The sequence below is a fragment of the Chitinophaga varians genome, assembly GCF_012641275.1.
GTDB classification, from domain to species: Bacteria; Bacteroidota; Bacteroidia; order Chitinophagales; family Chitinophagaceae; genus Chitinophaga; species Chitinophaga varians_A.
In genome coordinates this window covers 1350225-1375149 of record NZ_JABAIA010000002.1, presented here as the reverse complement: position 1 = coordinate 1375149, position 24925 = coordinate 1350225, and the positions used below count along the sequence as shown (strand labels likewise).

General features: G+C 49.3%; 19 protein-coding genes, 2 tRNA genes and 1 CRISPR repeat array (1 of these 22 running past the window's edge). Of the genes, 9 read left to right on the top strand and 12 right to left on the bottom strand.

Annotated features, from left to right (window positions below; genetic code table 11):
• Positions 1 to 289 precede the first annotated feature (289 nt).
• The 3 genes from HGH92_RS20175 to HGH92_RS20165 all read right to left on the bottom strand — a co-directional run bounded on the left by HGH92_RS20175 (position 290) and on the right by HGH92_RS20165 (position 3440).
• Positions 290 to 1528, bottom strand: coding sequence for a peroxiredoxin family protein (locus tag HGH92_RS20175; protein ID WP_168872555.1), 1239 nt, complete (start codon positions 1526 to 1528; stop codon positions 290 to 292).
• Between the two features lie 3 nt (positions 1529 to 1531).
• A complete protein-coding gene (locus HGH92_RS20170) occupies positions 1532 to 2218 on the bottom strand; it encodes a YggS family pyridoxal phosphate-dependent enzyme (protein ID WP_168872554.1) in 687 nt (228 codons plus the stop codon).
• Between the two features lie 82 nt (positions 2219 to 2300).
• Positions 2301 to 3440, bottom strand: coding sequence for an acyl-CoA dehydrogenase (locus HGH92_RS20165; RefSeq protein ID WP_168872553.1), 1140 nt, complete (start codon positions 3438 to 3440; stop codon positions 2301 to 2303).
• A gap of 249 nt (positions 3441 to 3689) precedes the next feature.
• Here HGH92_RS20165 and HGH92_RS20160 point away from each other — a divergent pair, with 249 nt between their 5' ends.
• Positions 3690 to 4637 (top strand): arginase, encoded by a 948-nt coding sequence (locus HGH92_RS20160; RefSeq protein WP_168872552.1) that lies wholly within the window; start codon positions 3690 to 3692, stop codon positions 4635 to 4637.
• On the opposite strand, the gene HGH92_RS20155 is transcribed toward HGH92_RS20160, so the two are convergent.
• On the bottom strand, positions 4638 to 5720 hold the full coding sequence (locus HGH92_RS20155; RefSeq protein ID WP_168872551.1) for a DUF3810 domain-containing protein: 1083 nt from the start codon (positions 5718 to 5720) through the stop codon (positions 4638 to 4640).
• 14 nt (positions 5721 to 5734) lie between these two features.
• Between HGH92_RS20155 and HGH92_RS20150 the strand changes: the two genes are divergently transcribed.
• Positions 5735 to 6613 (top strand): fructosamine kinase family protein, encoded by an 879-nt coding sequence (locus tag HGH92_RS20150; protein WP_168872550.1) that lies wholly within the window; start codon positions 5735 to 5737, stop codon positions 6611 to 6613.
• Here the strand turns inward: HGH92_RS20150 and HGH92_RS20145 are convergent.
• On the bottom strand, positions 6607 to 9039 hold the full coding sequence (locus HGH92_RS20145; RefSeq protein WP_168872549.1) for a PAS domain-containing hybrid sensor histidine kinase/response regulator: 2433 nt from the start codon (positions 9037 to 9039) through the stop codon (positions 6607 to 6609). The two genes, HGH92_RS20150 and HGH92_RS20145, sit on opposite strands and share 7 nt — an antisense overlap.
• Positions 9040 to 9286: 247 nt before the next feature.
• Between HGH92_RS20145 and HGH92_RS20140 the strand changes: the two genes are divergently transcribed.
• From HGH92_RS20140 to plsX, 3 genes are read left to right on the top strand one after another with little or no spacing between them, the layout of a single operon-like run.
• Positions 9287 to 9829 (top strand): YceD family protein, encoded by a 543-nt coding sequence (locus HGH92_RS20140; protein WP_168872548.1) that lies wholly within the window; start codon positions 9287 to 9289, stop codon positions 9827 to 9829.
• Between the two features lie 12 nt (positions 9830 to 9841).
• Positions 9842 to 10036, top strand: coding sequence for a 50S ribosomal protein L32 (rpmF, locus tag HGH92_RS20135; RefSeq protein ID WP_073079237.1), 195 nt, complete (start codon positions 9842 to 9844; stop codon positions 10034 to 10036).
• 47 nt (positions 10037 to 10083) lie between these two features.
• Positions 10084 to 11031, top strand: a complete 948-nt coding sequence (plsX, locus tag HGH92_RS20130; protein WP_168872547.1) for a phosphate acyltransferase PlsX — start codon at positions 10084 to 10086, stop codon at positions 11029 to 11031.
• A gap of 231 nt (positions 11032 to 11262) precedes the next feature.
• Here plsX and HGH92_RS20125 read toward each other — a convergent pair whose 3' ends face one another.
• Both HGH92_RS20125 and mazG read right to left on the bottom strand, forming a co-directional pair.
• Entirely contained in the window at positions 11263 to 15084 is a 3822-nt protein-coding gene (locus HGH92_RS20125) for a sensor histidine kinase (RefSeq protein WP_168872546.1), read from the bottom strand.
• Between the two features lie 50 nt (positions 15085 to 15134).
• A complete protein-coding gene (gene mazG / locus HGH92_RS20120) occupies positions 15135 to 15902 on the bottom strand; it encodes a nucleoside triphosphate pyrophosphohydrolase (RefSeq protein ID WP_168872545.1) in 768 nt (255 codons plus the stop codon).
• A 214-nt stretch (positions 15903 to 16116) separates the two neighbouring features.
• Here mazG and HGH92_RS20115 point away from each other — a divergent pair, with 214 nt between their 5' ends.
• Positions 16117 to 18396 (top strand): Tex family protein, encoded by a 2280-nt coding sequence (locus HGH92_RS20115; protein ID WP_168872544.1) that lies wholly within the window; start codon positions 16117 to 16119, stop codon positions 18394 to 18396.
• A gap of 66 nt (positions 18397 to 18462) precedes the next feature.
• Here the strand turns inward: HGH92_RS20115 and HGH92_RS20110 are convergent, their stop codons facing one another.
• The 5 genes from HGH92_RS20110 to HGH92_RS20090 all read right to left on the bottom strand — a co-directional run bounded on the left by HGH92_RS20110 (position 18463) and on the right by HGH92_RS20090 (position 22776).
• Positions 18463 to 18975, bottom strand: a complete 513-nt coding sequence (locus tag HGH92_RS20110) for a hypothetical protein (protein WP_168872543.1) — start codon at positions 18973 to 18975, stop codon at positions 18463 to 18465.
• 160 nt (positions 18976 to 19135) lie between these two features.
• Positions 19136 to 19915, bottom strand: coding sequence for an enoyl-CoA hydratase-related protein (locus HGH92_RS20105; RefSeq protein WP_168872542.1), 780 nt, complete (start codon positions 19913 to 19915; stop codon positions 19136 to 19138).
• Between the two features lie 46 nt (positions 19916 to 19961).
• Positions 19962 to 20864, bottom strand: coding sequence for a DUF3667 domain-containing protein (locus tag HGH92_RS20100; RefSeq protein ID WP_168872541.1), 903 nt, complete (start codon positions 20862 to 20864; stop codon positions 19962 to 19964).
• A gap of 34 nt (positions 20865 to 20898) precedes the next feature.
• Positions 20899 to 21807 carry a DUF3667 domain-containing protein gene (locus HGH92_RS20095; protein ID WP_168872540.1) on the bottom strand — a complete coding sequence of 303 codons (909 nt, stop codon included), beginning with the start codon at positions 21805 to 21807 and terminating at the stop codon, positions 20899 to 20901.
• A gap of 45 nt (positions 21808 to 21852) precedes the next feature.
• Entirely contained in the window at positions 21853 to 22776 is a 924-nt protein-coding gene (locus HGH92_RS20090) for a DUF3667 domain-containing protein (protein ID WP_168872539.1), read from the bottom strand.
• Positions 22777 to 22923: 147 nt separating this feature from the next.
• On the opposite strand from HGH92_RS20090, the gene HGH92_RS20085 reads away from it, so the two are divergent.
• The 3 genes from HGH92_RS20085 to HGH92_RS20075 all read left to right on the top strand — a co-directional run bounded on the left by HGH92_RS20085 (position 22924) and on the right by HGH92_RS20075 (position 24095).
• Positions 22924 to 23772: a hypothetical protein gene (locus HGH92_RS20085; RefSeq protein ID WP_168872538.1), complete on the top strand. Its 849-nt coding sequence runs from the start codon at positions 22924 to 22926 to the stop codon at positions 23770 to 23772.
• Positions 23773 to 23917: 145 nt separating this feature from the next.
• Positions 23918 to 23993, top strand: a tRNA-Gly gene (locus HGH92_RS20080).
• Between the two features lie 16 nt (positions 23994 to 24009).
• A tRNA-Leu gene (locus HGH92_RS20075) sits at positions 24010 to 24095 on the top strand.
• A 166-nt stretch (positions 24096 to 24261) separates the two neighbouring features.
• Positions 24262 to 24925: a CRISPR direct-repeat array (repeat unit 30 nt; unit sequence ATTTCAATTCCACTATGGTTCGATTATGAC) (it continues 1084 nt past the right edge of the window).

Below are 24925 nucleotides of genomic sequence, written 5' to 3'. Positions count from 1 at the left end.
CAAATGTTAAGATAGCGTGAAAGAAATAAACGTGGAATTTACAAGGCTAAACGTGGAGGCTTCGATACCTGCCGGAACAATACCAGTATTGACATTGTTCCGGAGGTGGATTGACAAGCGTGTTAGATAATGGTGGAATTCATAAAGTCAAACGGAGCAGTAAAATAGGTAAGTTTTTTAATTTTTCAATACTTTTTGAAAGAGATGAAAAAATAAATTTTCTTAAAAAGTCAAATCCTTCCCGGTAACTGTGTACCAGGAAGGATTTGCACTATTTTATCGGTTAAAATTACGATTCCAGCAATTGGCTGATCAACCTTTCAAAGTCGGCTTTGAACTGTTCATAATGTTCTCCCGTGCCTGGTCCGGAGAAACCGGTATGCACTTCTTTCACATTTCCTTTTTTATCGATGAAAATGGTGGTCGGAAAACCTTTGATGCCTGTCAGCTGCGGGAGGGTCTTCTCTCCTTTTTCCGGGTCTGCCGGCGTAACACCGGTGATCAGTACAGGGTACTGCACATCGAAACGGGTCAGGAAACCGGCAAGTGCTTTTTTGGATTTTTCGAAGTCAGGAGTGCGTTCGTAGGATAATCCGATCACTTCCACGCCGCGGTCTTTATTTTTTTTGTACCATTCACTGAGGAAACCGGTTTCGTCCATACAGTTCGGGCACCAGGAACCCATCAGGGTGATCACGACTACCTTGTTTTTGAAGCGATCGTCATTAATGCTGACTTTGTTACCGTTCATATCAGGGAAAGTAAAATCGAGTTTTGACTGTCCTGGTTTTATGGTAGCGATGGTACGTTCATCGGGCAGTTTGGCGGTATCATTTTTTACAGCAGACCAGTCTTCCACATGATCACCGATACCGGCAAAGAAGCGGCCGTTCACGATGCTGTCTTTTTTCACCACGGCTTTGAAGAAATAAGCATGGGAGCCGTCGAACGTAGACAGGCGGAGGGTATCGCCGTCCATGCCGCCCTCGAGGAAGCGGTAGTCGCCTGTGGTGGTGAGGAAAGTGCCGTGTACCAGGTCGCCCATCTGTTTAAATTCACCGATAGCGTTGCTGGTTTTATTGTCTTTATCCACGAAGGTGGTCACCCAGCGGCCGGTCACCTGTTGCGAAGGAGCGGCGCCTTTAGGGAAACGTTCCGCGGTATTGGGTTTAGCGGTAAAAGGCACAGACACGTCTTTATCTGCCAGGTGGCGGGTCCATTGTCCTTCGAGGTTGCCGCCGTCAGCGAAACGGGCTTTAAAATCAGAATCGAAGAAAGGCATTTTAATGAAGACAGAGTCACCGGAGACTTTCACATCATCTACCAGCAGTTTGTCTGTGGCGTTGAGGACATAGAGTACTTTTTTGCCGGCGGTATCTTTCACCAGGAAGTTAAAGACGATGTCAGCGCCATCGGGGCGGTGCAGGCTGGCCTGCCAGGTGCCCGGCGTCAATTCTTTTTTTGCGTTGCCGGTATTGCAGGCGGTCATGCCGATACCTGCGAGGCAGTAGATCCAAAGTCGTTTCATAAGTTACTTGTTGTAGTTCCTTTCTCCAAACAGCAGGCTGCCGATGCGTACCATGGTGCTGCCCTCCTCCAGTGCGATGGTATAATCAGCGCTCATGCCGATGGATAGTTCCCTGAAATAATCCTGTGTGTTAAAAAAAGTGGTTTTAACAGAGCCGAATAACTGGTGGAGCTGGTGGAACTCTTGGCGGACCTGTGTTTCATTTTCGGTATTGGTGGCCATTCCCATCATACCGGCGATACGGACGTGTGCAAAATCCTGCTGGTGGCTGTTCCACGAGGTAAGCAGTTGCTGTAACTCCTGCTCGTCCATGCCGAATTTTGTTTCTTCTGCTGCAATGTGGACCTGTAAGAGGCAGTTGATCACCCGTTGGTTTTTAGCCGCCTGTTTATTGATTTCCTGCAACAGTTTGAGACTGTCTACTGCATGGATGGTGTGCACAAAAGGAGCCAGGTATTTGACTTTATTGGACTGGAGGTGCCCGATAAAATGCCATTCGATGTCGGCCGGCAGTGCGGCCTGTTTTTCCACGAGCTCCTGTACGTAGTTTTCGCCAAAGATGCGCTGCCCTGTTGCATAGTATGCCTCGATGTCTTCCACCGGCTTGGTTTTGGAAACCGCTACCAGTTTGGCATGATAAGGCTTCAGTTGGGACAGCACTTCATTATAAGCATTGATGTTGATAGCCATCCGGCAAAAATAAACAATGCTGGTGTAAAATAAAGCGCCCCGGGGTTGGGGTCCCGGGGCGGCTGTGAATATTTGGTGATGATTACGCCAGTATAGAGCGGCTGATCACGATACGCTGCACTTCGGAGGTGCCTTCGTATATCTGGGTGATCTTCGCGTCGCGCATGAGGCGTTCAACGTGGTACTCTTTCACGTAGCCATAGCCGCCGTGTACCTGTACTGCTTCTGTGGTGACCCACATGGCAGTTTCAGAAGAGAACACTTTAGCCATAGACCCGCTGAGGGTATAGTCGAGGTGATGGTCTTTTTCCCATGCCGCTTTCAGGCATAGCAACCGTGACGCCTCGATTTTGGTGGCCATGTCCGCCAGTTTGAACTGGATGGCCTGGTGCTGGGATATTTCTTTTCCGAATGCTTTTCTTTCTTTGGAGTATTTCACGGCCAGTTCGTACGCGCCGCTGGCGATGCCCAGTGCCTGGGAAGCGATGCCGATACGGCCGCCGCCGAGTGTTTTCATGGCAAATTTGAAGCCGAAGCCGTCTTCCCCTATCCTGTTTTCCTTAGGCACTACCACATCCTGGAACATAATGCTGTGGGTGTCGGAGCCGCGGATGCCCAGTTTGTTTTCTTTGGCTCCTACGGTCACGCCCGGGCTGTTTTTCTCCACGATGAGGGCGTTGATACCTTTGCTGCCTTTTTCCGGATGGGTTTGGGCCATCACCAGGTATACGCTGGCAGAGTTACCGTTGGTGATCCAGTTTTTGGTGCCGTTGAGCAGATAATGGTCGCCTTTATCTTCTGCGGTAGTACGCTGGGAAGTGGCATCAGAACCGGCTTCCGGCTCGCTGAGCAGGAAAGCGCCTATGATTTCGCCTTTGGCCAGCGGCACCAGGTATTTCTGTTTCTGTTCTTCCGTGCCGTAGGTTTCCAGTCCCCAGCAAACCAGTGAATTATTTACGCTCATCACCACGGAGGCGGAGGCATCTACCTTCGATATTTCTTCCATCGCCAGCACATAGGAGATGGTATCCAGGCCTGCGCCGCCATATTTAGGGCTTACCATCATGCCCAGAAATCCCAGTTCGCCCAGTTTTTTGATCTGTTCTGCCGGAAATTTCTGATGCTCATCACGCTCTATCACCCCCGGCAAAAGTTCCGTTTGGGCGAAATCACGCGCAGCCTTTTGAATCATAAGATGCTCTTCCGTAAGTTGAAAGTCCATGGTTATTGTTGTGTTTTTAAAAGAATAGTTGATAAAATCCAAATTATTTATAAATCAGCACCTAAAAAAATGCCTCCCGGAAAATTCAACGTTGTCAACCATATTGCGGCAATTATTGAATAAAATGCGACGATATCACTACTGTATTGGATTTGGTTTATACAATATATACCCTTTTTTTACCATTGCCCGATGCGCTGCTTTGGGTGTTCTCCCAAAATCCTGTAGCTTGCCGGTAATGAAAACTTTATGAAGAACATTAAAATAATAGAAGTCAAGTCGGAAATTGGGGCTGGTACCAGGGGCGCAAGCCTGGGGGTGGACGCGATCAAGATAGCTGCGCTGGACTTCATGAGCAACTTTTTTGTACACTTTCCCACCGAAGCCATTGAAACGGAAAACAAACTGCTGTTTGAGCCCATTGAATCTCCCTATGCCAAAAGGATCAAGGGTACTGTGAATATGTACGAACGTATCAGCAAAAGCGTCTGTGAAACGGTAAAAGCCAACTGGTTCCCGGTATTGCTTTCCGGCGACCACAGCACCGCCGGCGCCACTATCGCAGGACTGAAGATGGCCCATCCCAAATCCAAGCTGGGCGTGATCTGGATAGACGCCCATGCCGACCTGCACACGCCTTACACCACCCCTTCCGGCAATATGCACGGGATGCCGCTGGCCACCGCCATCGCGGAGGACAACCTGGACTGTAAAGTGCATGACCTGGACGAACCTACCACTGGTATGTGGAACGCGCTGAAAAACATCGGTAAGATCGCCCCCAAGGTATTACCGGAAGATATTGTGTTCATCTCCCTGAGAGATTATGAGAAAGAAGAGGACTACCTGATCAAACAGTATGGCATGAAGGTGATCACCACCAACGAAGTACGCCGCAAGGGCCCGGAGAACATCTCCCGTTCCGTGTTCCGTTACCTGAGCGACTGCGACTATATCTACGTGTCTTTTGACGTAGACAGCCTGGACGCCTCCATTTCAAAAGGTACCGGCACCCCGGTGAGCAATGGTTTAAGGGAACGTGAGGCGGAAGACCTGATTGCCAAGTTCATGCAGCACCGTAAGATCTGCTGTTTTGAGATCACGGAGGTAAACCCTACCCTGGACCGGGAAAACCTGATGGCCGAGATAGCGTTCAATATCCTGCAGCGCAGTGTGAACGTGCTGATGATGAACTAATCAGCGTATTTTAAACCAGGCGATGAGCCATCCGGTCACTTCACTGTAGCTGCGGATACCTTTCGTTTGTTTATTGGCTTTCAGGTATTGGTCATATAAGACCGTGGAGTAATCGTCCACTTTGCCTGTATACTCTTCATAGAAAGTAATAATGCTTTTATAGTCCGCTTTTACGCCGGGCAGCGCCCGGTGCCAGATGTCCTTTGCCAGCGTGGTGTCCCTGACGGCCAGCTGGCGCACGCTATAGAGCAGCATATCAAAATTGGCCGCATAACGGAAATGGCTATCCTGAATACTGGTGGCGGCGAGGTATCCCACAAAATTGGCTTCTTCTTCCGGCGCATATCCCAGCTGATGGGCAATTTCATGGCAGGTAATAATGGGTTGTATCACCGGTGGCACGGTAGTGTTGACCTGAGCCTCCAGTGTAAAGGGATTCAGATAACCGGTCACCCCGGGATAGTTGAGCCATTCCCCGAACAGGGCTTTTTTAACGCTCGGCGCCTTATAGCGGAAAGCGGGCCAGTGTTCGGCGGCGGCCTGATAGGCTGTTGCAGCCTTATCGAACAGCGGCGTGTTTTTGTCCGGCACGGTTACGCCCACGGTATCGCCCAGGCGTTGTTTTTCGGCGTTGGTGAGCCGCAGCAGGGTATCTGACAGCTGGTAGAGTTGTTGCGTGTTATAATCGCCGGTGATAATACCGGTATCGCGCAGCAGGGTATTCCGTTCGTAATTGAATCCCCAGAGAATGAGGAAAGCGAGGTACAGTTTCAGGATAAAATGGATGCCGCGCAGGGTGATCCAGCCTGCTTCCGCCCATTGCAGCCGGATGAGTTTATAACATAGTTTTAACAAATAAAACAGGGCACTTACAATCCAGGCTGTATATATTACGTCCCCAACACTGAATGGTACTATACCTGTTAACTGTCGAAATACCGTACTGACACTGCTGTACCACCTATGGAAGTATACATCGCTGAAGCGGTTACTCCAGGCAAAGCATCCCTTTAACAACAGTATACCCGCAAGTGTTAATACAATACGGACGATCTTCTTTTTAATTTTGGCTTTTGTTTCCATATAAGTGGCGAAACATGATCGATGAAATTCTACAAAAACAACTGAGCGCGGCATTATCCGAACAGCTGAAAGTGAAAATACATATTAATGACGCAAAAAGCGTACATGGTGGCGATATTAACCAAACATTTCGTATAGGCACCAACGAGGGATATTTTTTTCTGAAGCTGAATGATGCCCGTCGTTATCCGGATATGTTTGCCGCCGAGTATGCGGGGCTGGAGGCGTTGCATCATGCGCAGGCGCTGACGGTGCCGCAGCCGCTGGCTTATGGCCAGAGTAACGGGCAGGCCTATCTGTTAATGGAGTTGTTGCTGAAAGGCAACGCTGTGCAGGATTTCTGGGAACATTTTGCGCAGTCGCTGGCGCAGCAGCATAAAAAAACGCAGCCGCATTTCGGGTACCCTGCGCCGAATTATATCGGCACGCTGCGGCAATACAACACGCCTTACAGCAGCTGGCCGGTATTTTACGCTTTCAACCGGCTGATGCCGCTGATCAGAATGGCTTACGACCGGCAGCTGATAGACCAGGGCATGGTACAGCAGGCGGAGCGGCTTTGCCGGCAGTTGCCGCAGTTGTTTCCTGCCGAGGCGCCTGCCTTGTTGCATGGCGACTTATGGTCGGGGAATTTTATGGTCGGTCCGGATGGCAGGGCTTGTGTCTTTGATCCGGCCGTATATTTCGGTCACCGGGAGATGGATTTGGCGATGGCGCGGTTATTTGGCGGTTTCGACACCCGTTTTTATTATGCCTACCAGGCAGCGTGGCCGCTGTCGCCGGGGTGGCAACAGCGGATTGGCGTTTGTCAGTTATATCCTTTACTGGTACATCTGTTATTATTTGGCGGCAGTTACCACGGCAGCATACGGGAAATATTGCAGGCCTATTGATGCGGATGGGAGGCTGTGTCCACGAACTCCCGCATGCGGGCATATTCCTCATCCACGACCGGGTAGTATTTATCCACGTCTGCCACTATTTCATCGAAGAGGCGGGTGGTGCCTTCCGGCTGTTGTGGTTCTCCGGTGCGGAGGTTGTTTTCCAGTTCCTGCATTTTGGCACTGATCCAGGTGAGGCCTACCATGGCGAAGTTGGGTTTCAGTTTGTGTACCTGGAACTTCACCCGCTCCCAGTCGCCCGTATCTACGATAGCCTGTAATTTTTTGATTTCGTCGCGGATGGTCCGGATAAATATTTCAAATAAGTCGGCGGCATAGGAAATATTGTTCTCATAGAGCGCTGTGAGATACTTGACGTCCAATTCGGGGTGGAACTCAAATCCGCTGATATTCTGCACTTCTTCTTCCATTATTAGTTCTGTTTCGTCTTCGTTGAGATATTTGTTAAAGATCTGTAGTAGCTGGTCCGGCGTATACGGTTTAATAAGGATATCGGTGATGCCGGCGGCCCTGACGGTGGCGGCGGTGTTTTCCATGGCCACCGCCGTAGTGGCGATAATAGGTGTGGCCACGTTAAATTGGTTTTCATCTGTCCTGATTTTTTGGGCCAGTTCCAGTCCATTCATGCCGGGGATACGGATATCCATGAGGATAAGATCATATTGCCGGGCGTTGAGGAACCAGGTGGCATCGGGTCCATTGGTGGCCAGCTGGTAATTGATTTTATATTTTTCCAGGAGGCTCATCATGTAGCGCAGGTTCATCTGATTATCTTCCACTACCAGTACACGGGCTTCCTCAAAGGTACGTTGTTTCAGCTTTTTACGTGGTTTGCTGCCCGATGCGGAGATGGGTTTTCTGCTGTCCATGAATGGAAGGTCAAAGACGAAGCAGGTATTATAACCCGGGTAATCTTCCACGCTGATGGTACCGCCGAGCAGTTCCACCAGTTGTTTGACGATAGCGAGGCCGAGGCCTGTGCCGCCATATTTTTCCCGGATGTCCCCTTCTGCCTGTTTATAGTTGTGAAAAATCAGCTCCAGTTTGTCTTTTCGGATGCCTATGCCGGTGTCACATACGCGGAAGCGGACCCAGAGGGTATTATCGAGCCAGCTTTCCTGTGTGGCTTTAATGGCTATTTCTCCTTCGCTGGTAAACTTCTCTGCATTACCTAACAAATTGAGTAATATTTGGTTCAACAGTACATCGTCGCCTATCAGCCAGGTGTTGAGGTTGGCGTCCAGTTCAGCAGTGATGGAGACCGGCCGGCGGCCCAGTTTCAGTTCAAAGGTCTGCCGCAGGGACTGTATCAGTTCGCGGGGGTTGAATTCCCGTTGGTTGACCTGCAGTTCCCCTGCTTCTATACGGGAAATATCGAGTATATCACTGACGATGCCCAGCAGTATGCCGGAGGAGTGTTTGAGGATGTTGACGTATTCCTTTTGTTGCGCGTCGAGGCTGGTTTCCTCGAGGAGGTGGGCCATGCCGATGATAGCGTTGAGGGGGGTACGTATTTCGTGGCTCATGCTGGCCAGGAAGTCTTTTTGAGCGAGGCGGGCTTCATCAGCCAGGCGGCGGGCGTTTTCCAGGTCGCGCTGGAGGCGTTTTTGCCCGGTGATGTCCATATGGATGCCGGCGCCGCCGGTGATGTTGCCGTTGCGGTCGTACACATTGGCCGAGCTGGCGAGCACCCATCTGCGGGAGCCGTCTTTCAGGACAATTTCCATATCATAGAGCAGCGGCACGTTTTCCGAGAGGCGTTTACGGCGGAGGGCGCGGGCGAAGGCACGGTTTTCTTCCGGCACGAACACGTCGGTGATGTTTCTACCCAGCAGTTCAGCTTCCGTGTACCCGGAGAGGCGGCAGAAGCTTTCATATACGCGGGTGATATTGCCGTCCAGGTCTGTTTCGCACATGGCCGCGTTGAGGTTGTTGAGCATCACGCGGAATTTGTGCTCATTATGTTTTATTTCTTCCTGGAACTGGTATTTACGGGTGATATTGATGACCTGCCATACGCTGCCCTGGAAGGCGGGGCCGTTGAAAAGCGGTGTATAGGCCACTTCTACGGTTGTTCCGTTTCCGAGCACCAGTTCCCAGCCGAAAAGGGGCTTTTTTTCATTCCGGAGGGCGTTCATTTTGGCGGCGAAGGCTTCCTGATTGGCGACGACCGGTTGCAGCAGCAGGATGAGGTCGTCAAAAGGCAGATTTTCCGGGATGGGATGTGGCAGGCGCTGCAACAAAACGTCGTTTGTCCAGCGGCAACGGAAATTTTCATCTGTCACGAGAATACCGGCGCTGGTGTGGCTGAGCCAAGCGTGGATAGGCAGCGAGCAGATGTCCGGGGTGTCACGGGGCTGTGTTGGAGCCGTGTCAGGGGCCGGGATTTTCCTTGCATTCTTTCCTTTGGATGTCATTGGTTATGATGGCCAGGGGACTTCAGGTTTTCAATTTCACGGTTGTATTGCAAAAAACAGGTATGAGATGAAGGCAGAAATCCTTACCTTTGCGGCTCACTCCCGCTGTTAAGCAACAGCAATATGGATGATATTCTGATATATAAATATATATAATCCGGATATCGATAGTGAACAAATTTAGGAAATTTTTGCAATTGCAAATATTTAATTACCTTTGCATCCCTCTAAAAGTGAGGACATTGATATGAAACCACTCCGCGAATTTGATATAGCCTTTGTTGGATTAAAACCAGGGGTGCATTCATTTCAATATGAGATCGGAGAGGATTTCTTTGAACATTTTGAAGGAGAAAGGGACTTCAGTGATTGTAAGGCGACAGTGAACCTGACGCTGGACAAAAAGATGAATTTCTTTTTGCTGAAGTTTGAGATCGGCGGTACGGTAACTGTTACCTGCGACCGTTGCGGGCAGCCTTACGAACTGCAGCTCTGGGACGAGTTTAACCAGATTGTGAAAATGGTGGACAATCCCGAAGAAATGGCCAACGAGGACGCCGATCCGGATGTAGCGTATATTTCCAAGACCGAAAGCCATCTGAACGTGGCGGAATGGATATACGAGTTTATCCTCCTGAGCATTCCGATGCAACGTATCCATCCTGATACTGCCGACGGCAAAAGCGGATGTGATCCCAAGGTAATAGAAATGCTGGAACGTATGAACCAGCAGGCTAAAGAGAACGATAACCCAATCTGGAAAGGGTTGGATAAATTTAAGGACAATTAAAAATTAAATAAAATGCCAAATCCTAAACGCAGACATTCTCAGCAGAGATCAGCAAAGAGAAGAACGCATTATAAGGCGGTAGCGGATACATTAAGCACAGACAGCGCAACCGGTGAAGTGCACCTGAGACATCGTGCTCATTGGGTAGAAAACAAACTGTACTACAAAGGAAAAGTAGTGTTGGAAAAACAGAGCGCCGCTAAATAATTTATTTTACTATTTTTACCCGAGCTAACAAGACAAACTTGAGTTACATGAGAATCGGGCTTGATATGATGGGAGGCGATTTTGCCCCCGCAGCAGCAGTAAAAGGAGTAAAATTATTTTTAGACACCGTTGCATCTGATGCGCATCTGGTGCTGATAGGGGACGAGTCACAACTGGTCCCTTTATTAGCGGAAGCGCAGGTGGACCAATCAAAATATTCAGTTGTTCATTCATCCCAGGTAATCGGGATGAATGAACACCCTACCAAGGCACTGAAAGAGAAGCCACAATCCTCCATCTCTATTGGCTTTCATTTACTGAAAAATGAGAAGATAGATGCTTTCATCAGCGCTGGCAACACCGGCGCCATGATGGTGGGCACCTTTTATTCCATTAAAGCCATTGATGGTGTGCAACGCCCAACTATTTCTACCCTGGTCCCCCGTGAAAACGGTACACAAGGACTTATGCTGGATGTAGGTATCAACGCTGACTGTAAACCTGAAAACCTGGTACAATTTGCCGTCCTCGGCTCCCTGTATTCCAAACACATTCTGAAGGTCGACAATCCAAAGGTGGGTCTGCTGAATATCGGAGAAGAAGAAGGTAAAGGCAACTTACTGGCCCAGGCCACCTACCCTCTGTTAAAAGAAAACAAACAAATCAATTTCATCGGAAATATCGAAGGCAGAGATGTTTTAACCGAAAAAGCCGATGTCATTGTATGTGAAGGTTTTACCGGCAACATTATCTTAAAAATGGCCGAATCCATCTACGATATCGCGTCCAGACGCAATATCAACGATGAATACCTGAACAAACTGGACTCAGAATCTTATGGCGGCACTCCCGTGCTGGGCGTTTCAAAACCGGTCATTATCGGTCATGGTATCTCCCAGAACGTTGCCTTCAAAAATATGATCCTGCTGGCACAACAAATGATTGAAAGTAAATTGCTGGAAAAGATCCAGGAGAGCTTCCACAGCAATAACTAAGAGAAAAAGATATTGAAAAAGGGCTGGTCCAATGCGGACCAGCCCTTTTTTTGTCCCAGGACTGAAGCCCTGGGCTACATTTAGATTCAGGTTCTTTTATCAGAGGAATTATTAGTAATGATTAGCGCCAATGAATTGCCACTGCCCTTGCATATTCTTAGTGCTGAAAGCCCCAAAAATCTGGAAACCCAGTTATTCTTAAGGACCTGAATCAGAGCGTATCCCAGGGCATCAGCCCTGGGATTGAAATGCATCGTACAGGGGAAGTTTTACATAGAAGGTAGTTCCTTCATTGAGCTTGGTTTCAAACCAGATCTCTCCCCTTGTTTGTTCGGCAATATTTTTACACATGGCAAGACCTAAGCCCGTGCCGGATGATTTGGTGGTGAAATTGGGCACAAAGATTTTGGACTGTACCTCCGGTGAAATACCACCTCCATTGTCGGCCACGCTCACAATCACATAGTGGTCGACTGTTTCCTGCAGCCGCACACGGATACGGCCCTGGGTATCTTCCGGAATAGCCTGGATAGCATTGAGCAACAGGTTGGTGAACAACCGGTTCATCTGGGTTTTATCGGCAAAAACATACAGTGCCCTGCCTGGTTCCACATATTCGATATTACAGTCTTCCTGCGTCTGATACAGGCCCGTCAAAGAAGACAATACTTCATTCAACAGTACGACCTCATTATTCGGTTCACCGATACGCGCAAAAGCCGAGAAGTCGGATGCGATATTGGACAGGTGTTCTATCTGTTCCACCAGCGTACGGGCCACATTGGTAGACAATTCCTTCACATTGGGCGAATCGCCGGCGATGGCTCTTTGCAGGTACTGAATGCTCAGTTTCATCGGTGTAAGCGGGTTCTTGATCTCATGGGCCACCTGCCGCGCCATTTCCCGCCAGGCCCCTTCCCTTTCGCTTTTGGCCAACCGGGCGGCACTCACTTCCAGCTTACGCACCATCTTATTATATTCCTTCACCAGCGCGCCGATTTCATCATCTTTCTCCCATTCAATTTCATCGTTGCGCTGCCCCAGGTTCACATGCCGCAGTTTCTCCGTTACCAGGGAGAATGACCTTGTGATGGAGTTGGTGATCAACAGCGCCACCATGCCCGCAATGAGGAAAATGAACGCGTTGAAATTGATCAGGGCCACGAGGAAGTTGGAGATCTGCTGGTTACGCTCTGTCTGTGTAGCAAAATATGGCACATTGAGATAAGCCATCACATCGCCGCTGCGGTTACGTAACGGCATATAGCCTGACAGGAACGGCATAGTGCCGATCTTTTCCGTCTGGATAAACTGAATATGTTGCAGCCGGGATATCTCATAATAGGCCATAGGCTCCATTTTACCGGATATGAGGCCTTTTTCCGTCATCAGTGGTTGTGTGGTGAGGCGCAGGTTGCCGTCCGCATCATATACGTTGATATCGAGTGCCCTTTCATTGGCGATATTGCCCAAAGCGGCAGTCAGCTTCTCCTTAAATACGGGATCGTACATATTGTCGATCTCGTCCATGTCTCGCTGATTGAGGAATACCGTTTCCACATCGGTGGCCACCTCTCCCATCGTTTTACTGAGCTTCTCGCGGTTCTGTACTTCCGATCGCCAGATAAAGAACATGGTGGTGGTGATACCCAGTATCACAAAAGAGAATACCACCACAAAAATGATGGTGCCATGCACTTTTTTACGAATGCTGATATTGATCAATGCCCGGATGTTGCTCAGTCGCATCCTTGCCTTTATCAGCAGATCGAACACCTTGTACATCACGATAATCAACAGGAACAGGCAGAACATGTAGGCAAAGAGCGTGATAAACTCAACGAACGTACGACTTTGTTTGACCACAAACACCACCTTCTCCGGTGAAGCACGATAGATCATTTCAGAGTGTCTGTCCACATCTTTTACGGTAAGCTCGCCAGGCGGCACATCGCCGGGATACAGCCGGATGGGGAACGGATAATCGCTGTAATGACTGACCAGCACCCCTTTATCATAGATCGCGTATGAGTAGTTGGACTGTGATTCCCGGCTACGGTCATAGAGGTCGCCCTCTACCAGCAACTCGGGATACAGCCGTTCCTGGCTGAATATCTTGGGTTTAAGCACATATACCAGCCAGCCCGTTCCCGTATTGTCTACCGGATTATGGAATTCCTTTTTACCGATATAGTTATAGTCGTTGAAACTGGGCTCGTAGTAATAGAGGTCATTGCCACTGACATCTGAAGGAGAAACTTCCGATTCAAAGAACATGCGGCGGTTGAACGAGATGAGGCTGGTCGTGTCGCCGGGATAGATCGGCTGACCGTTTTCATCGTATGGATAAAACGTTACGTCAAAGCGGCTCAGGTAGCCCTGGAAATAGTTTTGCTGCAATACTTCCTCCATACGGGCTTTGGACTGTTTAGCCCCTTTGTCCATAAAGAAGTACTGCATGTATTCATCGTGTTCAATTTTTTTGCCCAGATCGTTGAGCAGCATTTCCAGGTAGGGATCTTTCTGTTTGGATAGGTCGGCGGCCAGTTTTTCGCGGGCCGACAGTTCTTTCTGATCGTTGTAGTACACCAATGCACCGGAGGTGGTAACGGTGAGCAGGAAAAGCCAGAAAAGGAAAGGCACTGTGGCCACACTGCTTTCAAAACGGTCTGCCAGGAAGTCGAGCAGCACGATATACAGCAGCAGCCAGATGACCATGGCCACCGAGAAAGGCAGTTCGGGATTGTGGATACGGAACAACAGCCAGATGATGCCTACGGCAGCCAGCCACACGTATTTAGCGCGGTACTGGAAATTGGTGAGCTCATTGAGCAGGTAGTTGATGATCTGGGAAAAAAACAGGAAGCTGAAGGAGATAAACCCGAGCACCACAAATCCGATCAGGCTGTATTCAGTGAGACTGAAAGGGTTGGTCACATCAAACGATATATGGGAGTCTATCACGAGGCTCTGGATCAGGTCTGCGAGGAACTGTTCCACCATGTACAGCAGGAGGCTGGCCACGATGATGACGATGCTTTGCAGCCAGCGTTTGCGGATCACCGGCAGGTTAATGGTTTTAACGTGTTCGCGGAAAAACAGGATCATCCAAAAAGCCAGCAGCACATTGAGCAGCAGGTCACCGAGTGAATAGAATATTTCGTCTTTCGCGTAGATGACCGGATTAAATACGTTCAGCGCGCGGAAATTGAACGGGAACGCGTAGGTGTAGCTGAGTACGCGGAGGCTGAAGACCACGAGGAAAAGGAACAGGAACCCGTAGAGCGGATTGGTGTTTTTGGCCAGCAGCGTAGCGAACAGGTTAAGGAAAATGAGCACGCAGATACAACCCAGTACGCGCAGTATCACGCTGAGCGTATTGGGAGGCTGGGCGCGGATGCTTTTATTGTAGTCGAGGAAAAAGAGGGTTTGATCGTTCCCGTTTTTCACCGGCAGGATAGTATGGTCTGGCAGGATGAGGCTGGGGAGGTCCATGTGGACAGTGTATTCCGGCCCCAGTTCTGATTTGTTATAAAAGTGGCTGATGAGAAAGCTGTTTCTGATCGCATATTCCATGCGTACCGGGATAGCTGCCACCACGAAATGCTGATGATTGCCCGATGTTTTCATTTGCCGGGTAATGAGCTCGTAGTACCCGTTTTTCAGTTTCGCGAACTGAGCGCCGGGCTGGAGCACGTCCGGCATATCTTCCGGCTGTACCTGGCTGGTGCTCCAGAAGGTAAGCCAGGTGCCTTGTGCGCTGGAGTCGTAGGCAAATACGAAGTAGTCGCGTTTACCGATCCGTTCCAGTGTTTTATCATCATAGGAGCGCTGAAAGAGGCTGTTGACCACAGCAGTGTCTTTCAGTAGTTTATCAAATGACTGTTCCCGTTGATGCAGGCTTTTCTCGAGACTTCTTTTCACGCCCTGCGGGGAAGAATAATATGCCCAATAGTTGCTGAACAGGAAGGCGAAGGTGAACAGCCATGCTGCAACGATCAGAAGATATCCGTGCCGGAGGAAAAAAAGACGTATTTCTTTTATATCAATCAAAAGTATTTGATTATTTGATTTGGGTATTGGATTATCAGCAGGGGATGTGGTTACATGCCTGCTTCTTTCGCTTTATTCCAGAGTGTGTCCATCTCCGTTAGGTCCATATCGTTGAGGCGGCGGCCCTGTTCGAGCGCGAGGGCTTCCATGTGCTGAAAGCGGCGCTGGAATTTTTTGTTGGTGCGTTCCAGGGCGTTCTCCGCGTCGATATTGAGGAAACGGGAGTAGTTGACCAACGAGAACATGACATCGCCGAATTCCGCTTCTATGGCGTCCTGGTCGCCGGTATTGGCCACTTCTTCCAGTTCATTCACTTCTTCCTTTACTTTATCCCACACCTGGCTGGTGTTGTCCCATTCGAAGCCGGTCTGTTTCGCTTTTTCCTGCAGGCGCATGGCTTTTACGAGAGCTGGCAGGGAAACGGGCACGCCGCTGAGGACAGATTTTTTACCTTCTTTCAGTTTGATTTTTTCCCAGTTCAGTTTCACTTCCTCTTCATCCTGTACCTTTACATCGCCGTAGATATGGGGATGTCTGGTGATGAGTTTATCGCATACGCCGTTGATAACATCGTTGATATCGAATTGTTGTTTTTCGGAGCCGATTTTTGCGTAGAAGACGATGTGGAGCAGGATATCTCCCAGTTCTTCCCTGATGGACTTCCAGTCTTCCTCCGTGATGGCATCCGCCAGTTCATAGGTTTCCTCAATGGTCAGTTGCCGCAGTGTCTGGATGGTCTGTTTGCGGTCCCAGGGACATTTTTCCCTTAAATCGTCCATTATCTGTAACAATCTGTCGAATGTAGCTGTCTTTTCCATAGCCGTAAAAATACAGAGAGATTTTGTCATTTTGGCATTTTGCCCGTGGCTGGTAATGGGGGTAAAATTGCTTTCTGATTAAAAGGCTTTTTAATTACATTTGCGAGCTGTAAAAAATTCAGCGATTTTAGTATTTGGCGGCGGGGCAGATACCTGTTTAAACAGAGGTGTCGGGGTCTGTTGCCAACATAAAAAAATCCCAAAAAGTATTGATATGAATGCGAAACACATTACGCTTATTTCATCCGAACTGGGCATCTCCGCCAAACAGGCAGAGAACACCATGGTGTTATTGTCCGAAGGGTCTACTGTGCCCTTTATCAGCCGTTACCGCAAGGAGATGACGGGCAGTCTGGATGAGGTGCAGATAGGCAAGATTGAAGACCTGCAAAAGCGTTACAAAGAAGTGGACGACCGTCGTGAGTTTATTATCAAAACCATTACGGAGCAGGAGAAAATGACCCCTGAGCTGCTGGAGAAACTGGAGAGTACCTGGGTGCTGGCAGAGCTGGAGGACATCTATCTTCCCTACAAGCCCAAACGCAAGACGCGCGCCACCGTGGCCATCGAGAAAGGGCTGCAGCCGTTGGCCGAGCTGCTGTTTGCCCAGCAGGACGGAGACACCAGCGCTGCAGAGACATTCATCAACGAGCAGGTAGCCTCTTCAGAAGAAGCCCTGAAAGGCGCCCGCGACATTATCGCTGAATGGATCAATGAGAACGCCGAATGCCGTGACAAACTGCGTAAACTCTTTACCCATACCGGCAAGATGACTTCCAAAGTAGCCGAAGGCAAAGAAGAGGAAGGCAACAAATACAAAGACTATTTCGACTTTTCGGAAGACCTGCGCGAAGTGCCGTCCCACCGGGTACTGGCTATTCTGCGTGCCGAGTCTGAAGGCATACTGTTCAGCACCATTGCGCCACAGGAAGAAGAGGCCATGGAGCTGATCAACAAACAATTTGTGACTGGCAAGGGCGCTGCCGCCGAGCAGGTGGCCAAAGCCGGCGCCGATGCTTACAAACGCCTGCTGCGCCCTTCCCTGGAGAATGAATTCAGGGCCGTGGCCAAAGAGAAGGCAGATGCCGAAGCGATCGACGTATTTGCAGAGAACCTGCGTCAGCTGCTGCTGGCAGCGCCACTCGGCCCTAAAGCCGTGATCGCCATCGATCCGGGTTACCGTACCGGTTGCAAGACCGTGGCACTGGACAACCAGGGCAATATGCTGGACCATGACGTGATTTTCCCGCTCGAGAAAAACTATAAAAGAGATGACGCCGAAGCCCTGCTGAAAAAATGGGTTAACCGGTACGATACCGCGGCCATTGCCGTAGGCAACGGTACCGCCGGCCGCGAAACAGAAGAGTTTGTTAAAAAGATAGACTTCGGCAAAAAGATCAACGTGTTTATGGTCAACGAAAGCGGCGCCTCCGTGTATTCCGCTTCTGAAGTGGCCCGTGAAGAATTCCCCGACCAGGACGTGACCGTACGCGGCGCCGTGTCCATCGGCCGCAGGCTGATCGATCCGCTGGCGGAACTGGTAAAGATCGACCCCAAATCCATTGGTGTAGGTCAATATCAACACGACGTGAACCAGTCTTCCCTGAAACAGAGCCTTGACCGTGTGGTAGTAAGCTGCGTGAACAATGTGGGCGTAAACCTCAATACCGCCTCCAAGCACCTGCTGGCGTATGTTTCCGGCCTTGGCCCTTCCCTCGCGGAAAACATCGTGAAATACCGCAAGGAAAACGGCGCCTTCAGCAACCGTACACAGCTGAAGAAAGTACACCGGCTGGGTGACAAAGCCTTTGAACAGTGTGCCGGCTTCCTCCGCATTGAAAACGGAGACAACCCGCTGGACAATTCCGCCGTACACCCTGAACGCTACGCCCTCGTGAAAGAAATTGCCGAGAAGCAACACTGCAGCATTGAGGAACTGATAGGCCAGGAAGACCTGCGCAAAAAAATCAACCCGAAAGACTTCGTACGCGAAGACGCCGGTATGCTCACCATTGAGGATATCCTGAAAGAGCTGGCCAAACCCAGCCGCGACCCGCGTGATGAAATAGCTATCTTTGAATACGCAGAAGGCATCCACAAAATCGAAGACCTGAAAGTGGGCATGGTACTGCCAGGCGTTGTGACCAACATCACCGCATTCGGCGCCTTCGTGGACATCGGGGTAAAGCAGGATGGCCTGGTGCATATCTCCCATATGTCCAACAAATTCATCAGCAACCCGAACGAAGCCGTGAAGCTGAACCAGAAGGTACAGGTGACCGTTCTTGAAGTGGATATCGCCCGTAAACGCATCTCCCTGTCTATGAAAGACCAGGAGAAAGCCCAGGGCGGCGGTGGCGGACCGCGCAGAGAGCGTCGTGACGACCGTCGTGACGATCACCGCGACGACCGCAAGGGAAAACCAGCCAAGGAAGCGCCTATGAACGATTTCCAGGCGAAGCTGGCAGCGTTGAAAAATAAGTTTGATAAATAAACTTACCAGATAAAGAGATCGCCCCTTGCTGATATGATTCAGCAAGGGGCGATCTCTTTTATATCATCAGCGGTGAAGCCACTGTCTGAATTTCTCCGGGTAAAGCGTATCATTTTTCTCTGAGAAGATCATAACGTTTTTATGGAAGGAATAAGCCGCGTAAACGATATCGCGGTCCATATCGATGGCGATGGCCGCTTCATAGGGACCGGTTTCATCGGGCATACGGCCCTGATTGAAAAGGGTTTTGTCATCCACTTCGATGGGCGGGCATACTTTGAAGCGTTCCATGAAGATTTTACGGTTTTTGCCCAACAGCCGGTCAAGGCGGGATCTCAACGGTTCCTGTTCCAGCAGCGCCACTTCCTCCGCGAATTGTCCGTTATACTGTTCAAATTTTTTCCAGGAAGCGATCCTGTCGGTCTGAATGGTATCGCCATTGGCGATCATGGTGTCTGTGGGAGGCGCTGTGGTGTCATCTGCCAGCATGACGGCCCTGATTTCCTGGGCAGGGCCATTACAGGCCGTTGAACAGAAGTTGATCAGAAGCATTGCTACAGGTAACAACTTAACGGTCATGGTTAAATTTTTAGTCATCAATACAAACGGGTTGCCAAAAGCCTGCAGGTACCACTAGCCTGCGATGCGGCTGCTAATTACGGGTTTCTTCGATATCAGGTTAACAAATCAAATAACAAAAAAGTTTAATGGTTTTTCAATCTTTTATATTGTTTGTTGATTATTGACCTTTAAAATCGGGGGTTCTTTTCTCCATGAACGCCTGCATACCTTCCTTCTGATCGGAGGAAGCGAAGAGCAGGTAGAAATTTTTCCTTTCGAAGTGGAGGCCTTCATCGAGGGTGGTGTCAAAAGCTTTGAGAACGGCCTCTTTCGCCATTTTCACTGCCAGCGGGGCCATAGCAGCCACTTCACCTGCCAGTTTGATGGCCTCCTGCAGGAACAGTTCCACCGGCACTACGCGGTTGATCAGGCCGGCCTGTTGTGCTTCCTGGGCCGTAATAAAGCGGCCGGTGAGCACCATCTCCATGGCAAGGGCTTTACCTACCGCGCGGGTCAGTCGCTGTGTACCGCCGGCGCCAGGCATTACGCCCAGTTTTATTTCCGGCTGGCCGAAGCGGGCTGTCTCGCTGGCCACGATCATATCACAGAGCATCATCAGTTCGCAGCCGCCGCCCAGGGCGAAGCCGCTCACTGCCGCGATGATAGGTTTTTTTGTTCTTTTGATGGTGTCCCAGGTGCTGAACTGGTCTGTATTAAACATGTCGATAGCAGACTTTTCCGCCATCTGTTTGATATCAGCGCCTGCGGCGAAAGCTTTTTCATTGCCGCTGAGGACGATCGCACGTACCTGTTCATCCGCATCGAGGAGTTTCAGGGCATCGCGTAATTCGCCCATCAGCTGGAGGTTCAGGGCATTCAGTTCTTTGGGCCTGTTTAACTGGATGTGGGCCACATAGGGCGCCACTTGCTGGTGTATGATAATAAATTCCGGTTGCATCACTCAATTTAAAGAAAAAAGATAATATTTTATCTTCCTGTCGTTATCAAAAGCTGGCAAGCACGCCAAACAGAAAAGCTACGAACAATATCACAGCCACCGTGAAATATCCACAGTACAGCAACAACGCTTTCAGCAACGATTTCCAGAATGACTGCTGATAAGCGTTTTTCAGTGCGAATACCAGATAAAAAAATACGCCCCAGTAGGCCAGGTCCAGCGGTAAATCATCGTGAACAAAATAGCGTACCACCAGTCCCACAAAGAGAATGATAAACAGGAAAGAATGGACATGTACCGTGAAGATGGCGTGATCAACGTATACAAGGTGGCGCTTGCGATGCGTCCATTTTACCAGCAGCGCAAAGAGCGGCATGAGGATAAACATGATCTTTGGCAGGTTATGCGTAAACATTTCCCGGATCACCTCTTTAGCGCTTTGTTTGTTTTCCCGCATTCTTGCAAGGCGGCGTTGCATGCGGTCTTCCAGCCCTGTATACCGTTTATTGGCCGGTTTGGCAGCCTGCGCGGAATCATATTCCGCCACACTTTTATAATCGGAGCCTATGTCCCCTACCTCCATATCCACCAGGTCTGTCTGAATGCCTGGCCTGGCATTATGGTCTTTTTGGCTGCCGGCCAGCGTCAGAAAGAAGAAGAAAAAGACGGCCGATATGAATATGTACAGTTTAATCGGGTTCACATAACGCACCCTTCTGCCGGCCCAGTATTCTGTTGTCAGAAAGCCCGGACGTATGGTCAGGTATTTCAATGTTGCCAGCAATTGGGAGTCGTAATGAACGATGTCCGCCACCACGTGGCCCACCAGGTGGCCGAAGCTTTCGTGCTGCACGGTATTTTCCTGTCCACATAGCGGACAATAACGTTCCGGCACTTCCGTACCGCAGTTGAGACAGTTTTTCTCAGAGCGTAAGTGTTGTGATTTCACGGGACGTACATGGTTATAAAATAAAGACTAAAGGTCAGGCCAGCAGCATCACGAAGAAAAAAAGCACGAATACCGTAAGCGCCACGATAAAATATCCCAGGTAAAGCAGCAGCGCTTTTATCAGCGCCTTCCAGAATGATTGTTGGTAGGCATTTCTCAGCGCCAGCAACAGATAGAGGAATATGCCCCAGTAGGCCAGGTTCAGCGGTGTTTCCCTGTGGATGAAGAACCGTATCACCAGCGCCACCAAAAGAATGATAAACAGAAAAGCGTGAAAATGAATGGTAAAAATGGCGTGATCAGTGTATACCAGCCCACGTTTGCGGTGCGTCCATTTCACCATTAGGGCGAACAATGGCATAAGGATAAACATGATCTTGGGCAGGCTATGGACAAACATCTCCACAAACGCCGCCCTGCTGCCTTGCTTGTGCTCCCGCATCCTGGCAAGGTTGCGCTCCATGCGGTCTTCCAGTCCGTGGTTACGTTTATCCGCGGGCAGCGACGCCTGTACAGAATCATATTCTGCCACGCTGCGATAATCGGTTCCGTCGTACACCTGTTTTTCTTCTGTTCGCGTTGTTGCCGTGCTTGCATGCACTACCGGTTTCTTTCCATGGTCTTTTGAGTTATTGATCAGTGCCATGGCGAAGAAGAACACGAATGATACGAATACGTATAGTTTGATGGGATTGACGTACCGGACCCTTCTTCCGGCCCAGTATTCCTTTGTCAGGAAGCCGGGGCGGATGGTCAGGTATTTGAGTGTTTTCAGGAACTGGGAATCGTAGTGGACGATATCCGCCACCACATGCCCGACCAGGTGGCCAAAGGTTTCGTGCTGCACTGTATTTTCCTGTCCACAGAGCGGACAATAGCGTTCCGGCACTTCCGTACCACAGTTGAGACAGTTTTTTTCAGAGCGTAAGTGTTGTGATTTCACGCGATATAGACAGTTGTAATATGAATTTCTAATCAGATAAGGGCATTATACGGACAGCACTGCGAATATAAACGCCATGAATACTATCGCCGCGATGAACACGTAGCCGGTAAAAAGCAATGTTCCTTTGAAAAACGATTTCCAGAAAGACTGCTGATAGGCATTTTTCAATGCCAATACCAGATAGAAGAATCCGCCCCAGTAGGCCAGGTCCAGCGGCATATCGTCATGAACAAAATAACGGACCACCAGTCCTACAAAAAGGATGATAAACAGGAAGGAGTGGATATGAATAGTGAAAATGGCATGGTCTGTATATACCAGTTTACGTTTGCGGTGGCTCCACTTCACCATTAGTGCAAACAGTGGCATCAGGAGGAACATGATTTTAGGCAGACTATGGGAGAACATTTCCATTATCACCTGATCAGCGGTCTGGCCGCTTTCCTTTAGTCCCGCGATGCGGCGCTGCCAGCGGTACTCGACCCCTGTGAGCCTTTTATCCGGAGGGAGGGCCGCCTGTAACGAGTCGAATTCCGCTTCGCTGCTGTAATGGGTATCCATGGCACTGAGGTCTACCACCTTATCGTCCTTAGGATGAACAGCCGTTTCCTTGTGTACCGTTTTTTTCCTGTCCGCATGATCTTCCGGTGAATGAGTAAGGATAGCAAAGAACAGGAAAAACACAAAGGAGATGAAAATATACAGTTGAATGGGATTGACGTAACGTTTTCTTCTACCGGCCCAGTATTCTTTCGTCAGGAAACCCGGGCGGACAACCAGGTATTTGAGGGTTGTCAGGAACTTGGAGTCGTAGTGGACGATATCAGCCACGACATGCCCTGCCAGATGGCCAAAACTTTCATGTTGTACTGTATTTTCCTGTCCACAGTGAGTGCAAAAACGTTGGGGCACCTCCGTACCGCAGTTGAGACAGTTTTTCTCAGACCGTAAAGGTTGTGTTTTCACGCGATTTAGATGGTTGTAATATGAAATCGGCCACCAAGATAAATAATAATCGGCAGCTAGTTTATGTGGTCAAAAAATTTTAATATGAAAATTGCGTTTTACATTTGTCGTAATTGTCACCATCAAAAAATCTGCGATCATACCTACATGAAGAAGACGATTCTATTGGTATTGGGAATGCTGGCCGTGGGCAGCAAAGCATATGCACAGTTTTATTTCCAGGACATCTATAATACGCAGCAGACCATGGCCACCATGGCCTTGCTGAAGGAGAACAAGGTGCAGCTGCAGCGGGTGATGACGCTGGACGCCAATATGGAGATTGACCGGGATTTCCGCTGCGAGCGCAGCCTGAGCCCTACCTATCACCAGATGAAATCGCAGACGCAGTCCACCGCCACCGGCTATTCCGCCCTTACCTCCTCCTTTTCCGCCAAGGGGCAGCTGACCAGGACAGTGGACAGTTCCACCGCCAGTATCACCACCACGTTATACCGTTATGACGCCCAGGGCAGACTGCAGTCTGTCAGCAGCAGCTCCGTTGCCCGGGAGAGCAAAATCCGTTTTGACGAGACCCGTAACTACACCTACGACAGCGCCGGGCACCTGCAGCAGATGGTACAGAAAAAGAGCAACAGCACCGACTCTGCGGTGGTGGCTTTTAAGACAGACAGTGCCGGTCATGTTACCGAAGAGCTGGAGCAGCGTAAAGGCGTGCCTGCCAAACGTACCTATTACAACTATGACAAAAACGGTCAGTTGACCGATGTATACCGCTATCAGCCTGCGAAGAAGCGTATGCTGCCAGACTATATCTTTGAATACAATGCCCAGGGACAGGTAACGAAGATGACTACCGTCAATGCACAAACGTCGTCTTACACTATCTGGGAATACGAGTACCAGGGCAACGGGCTTCCATCCAAAGAAACCTGTTATGGCAAAGGGAAAGAGCTGCTGGGTATGGTAAAATACAGCTATGAGCTGAAGCCTTAATTGCAGTTAAATTTTCCGGAATACATAAATTCTTTTAGCTCAACGCTAAAAAAATTTTGCAGCTTCAAAAAGATTACTATCTTTGCAGTCCCAACGAAAAAAGCCATGGCTAAAACGTTGAAAAAGTTCTTATATTAGACAACCTGCGGAAGTAGCTCATTTGGTAGAGCACGACCTTGCCAAGGTCGGGGTGGCCGGTTCGAGCCCGGTCTTCCGCTCCAGGTTTTACACCTTGATACCCTGGTGGTGGAATTGGTAGACACGCGGGACTTAAAATCCCGTTCGCAGCAATGCGAGTGTGGGTTCAACTCCCATCTGGGGTACACGAAACCGTCGCAACTATTTGAAAGACAGTAGATTAGCGACGGTTTTTTTATGCCCCGACTTTTAAAAATTACTCTTCTGCTTTTTTTGATTTTCATTTTTTTTGCTTGGGTTTAACTCCAATATGATCCTGATGAACAGGAGGACGATATTTGTGTCCCGGATGTTTCAATTCCAGTATGGTTCGATTATGACGAAGATAGCACAGACTGCGGGCACGGCCTACATGGGATTTCAATTCCACCATGGTTCGATTATGACCATTTTGTGCAGGCTGGCAACACGGTCGTTAAACCGGATTTCAATTCCACTATGGTTCGATTATGACTTGAGGTAAAAAGCAAATCCAAAGGGCCGGCGAAGCATTTCAATTCCACTAGGGTTCGATTATGACTGTTTGTTGGTTAAGACATGTTGCGTTTTGTTACGGATTTCAATTCCACTATGGTTCGATATGACCCTTCCGATTTTACGGTAGCTGGTCCGGTCTTTATACATTTCAATTCCACTATGGTTCGATTATGACTGCCAGTTCCGGCATGTTCAGGTCGTCGGCATCTTCATTTCAATTCCACTATGGTTCGATTATGACCGGAAAAATGATACCCAGCGTGTACTGGATCTGTAATTTCAATTCCACTATGGTTCGATTATAACTATCAGACCCTAACAAGAACATCAAACATGTACGGAATTTCAATTCCACTATGGTTCGATTATAACCCGTATGCCGCTGGTCCTCACGGAGGAACTGGCAAATTTCAATTCCACTATGGTTCGATTATGACCGAATGCAGTCTTCATGTAGTCATAATACTTCATGTATTTC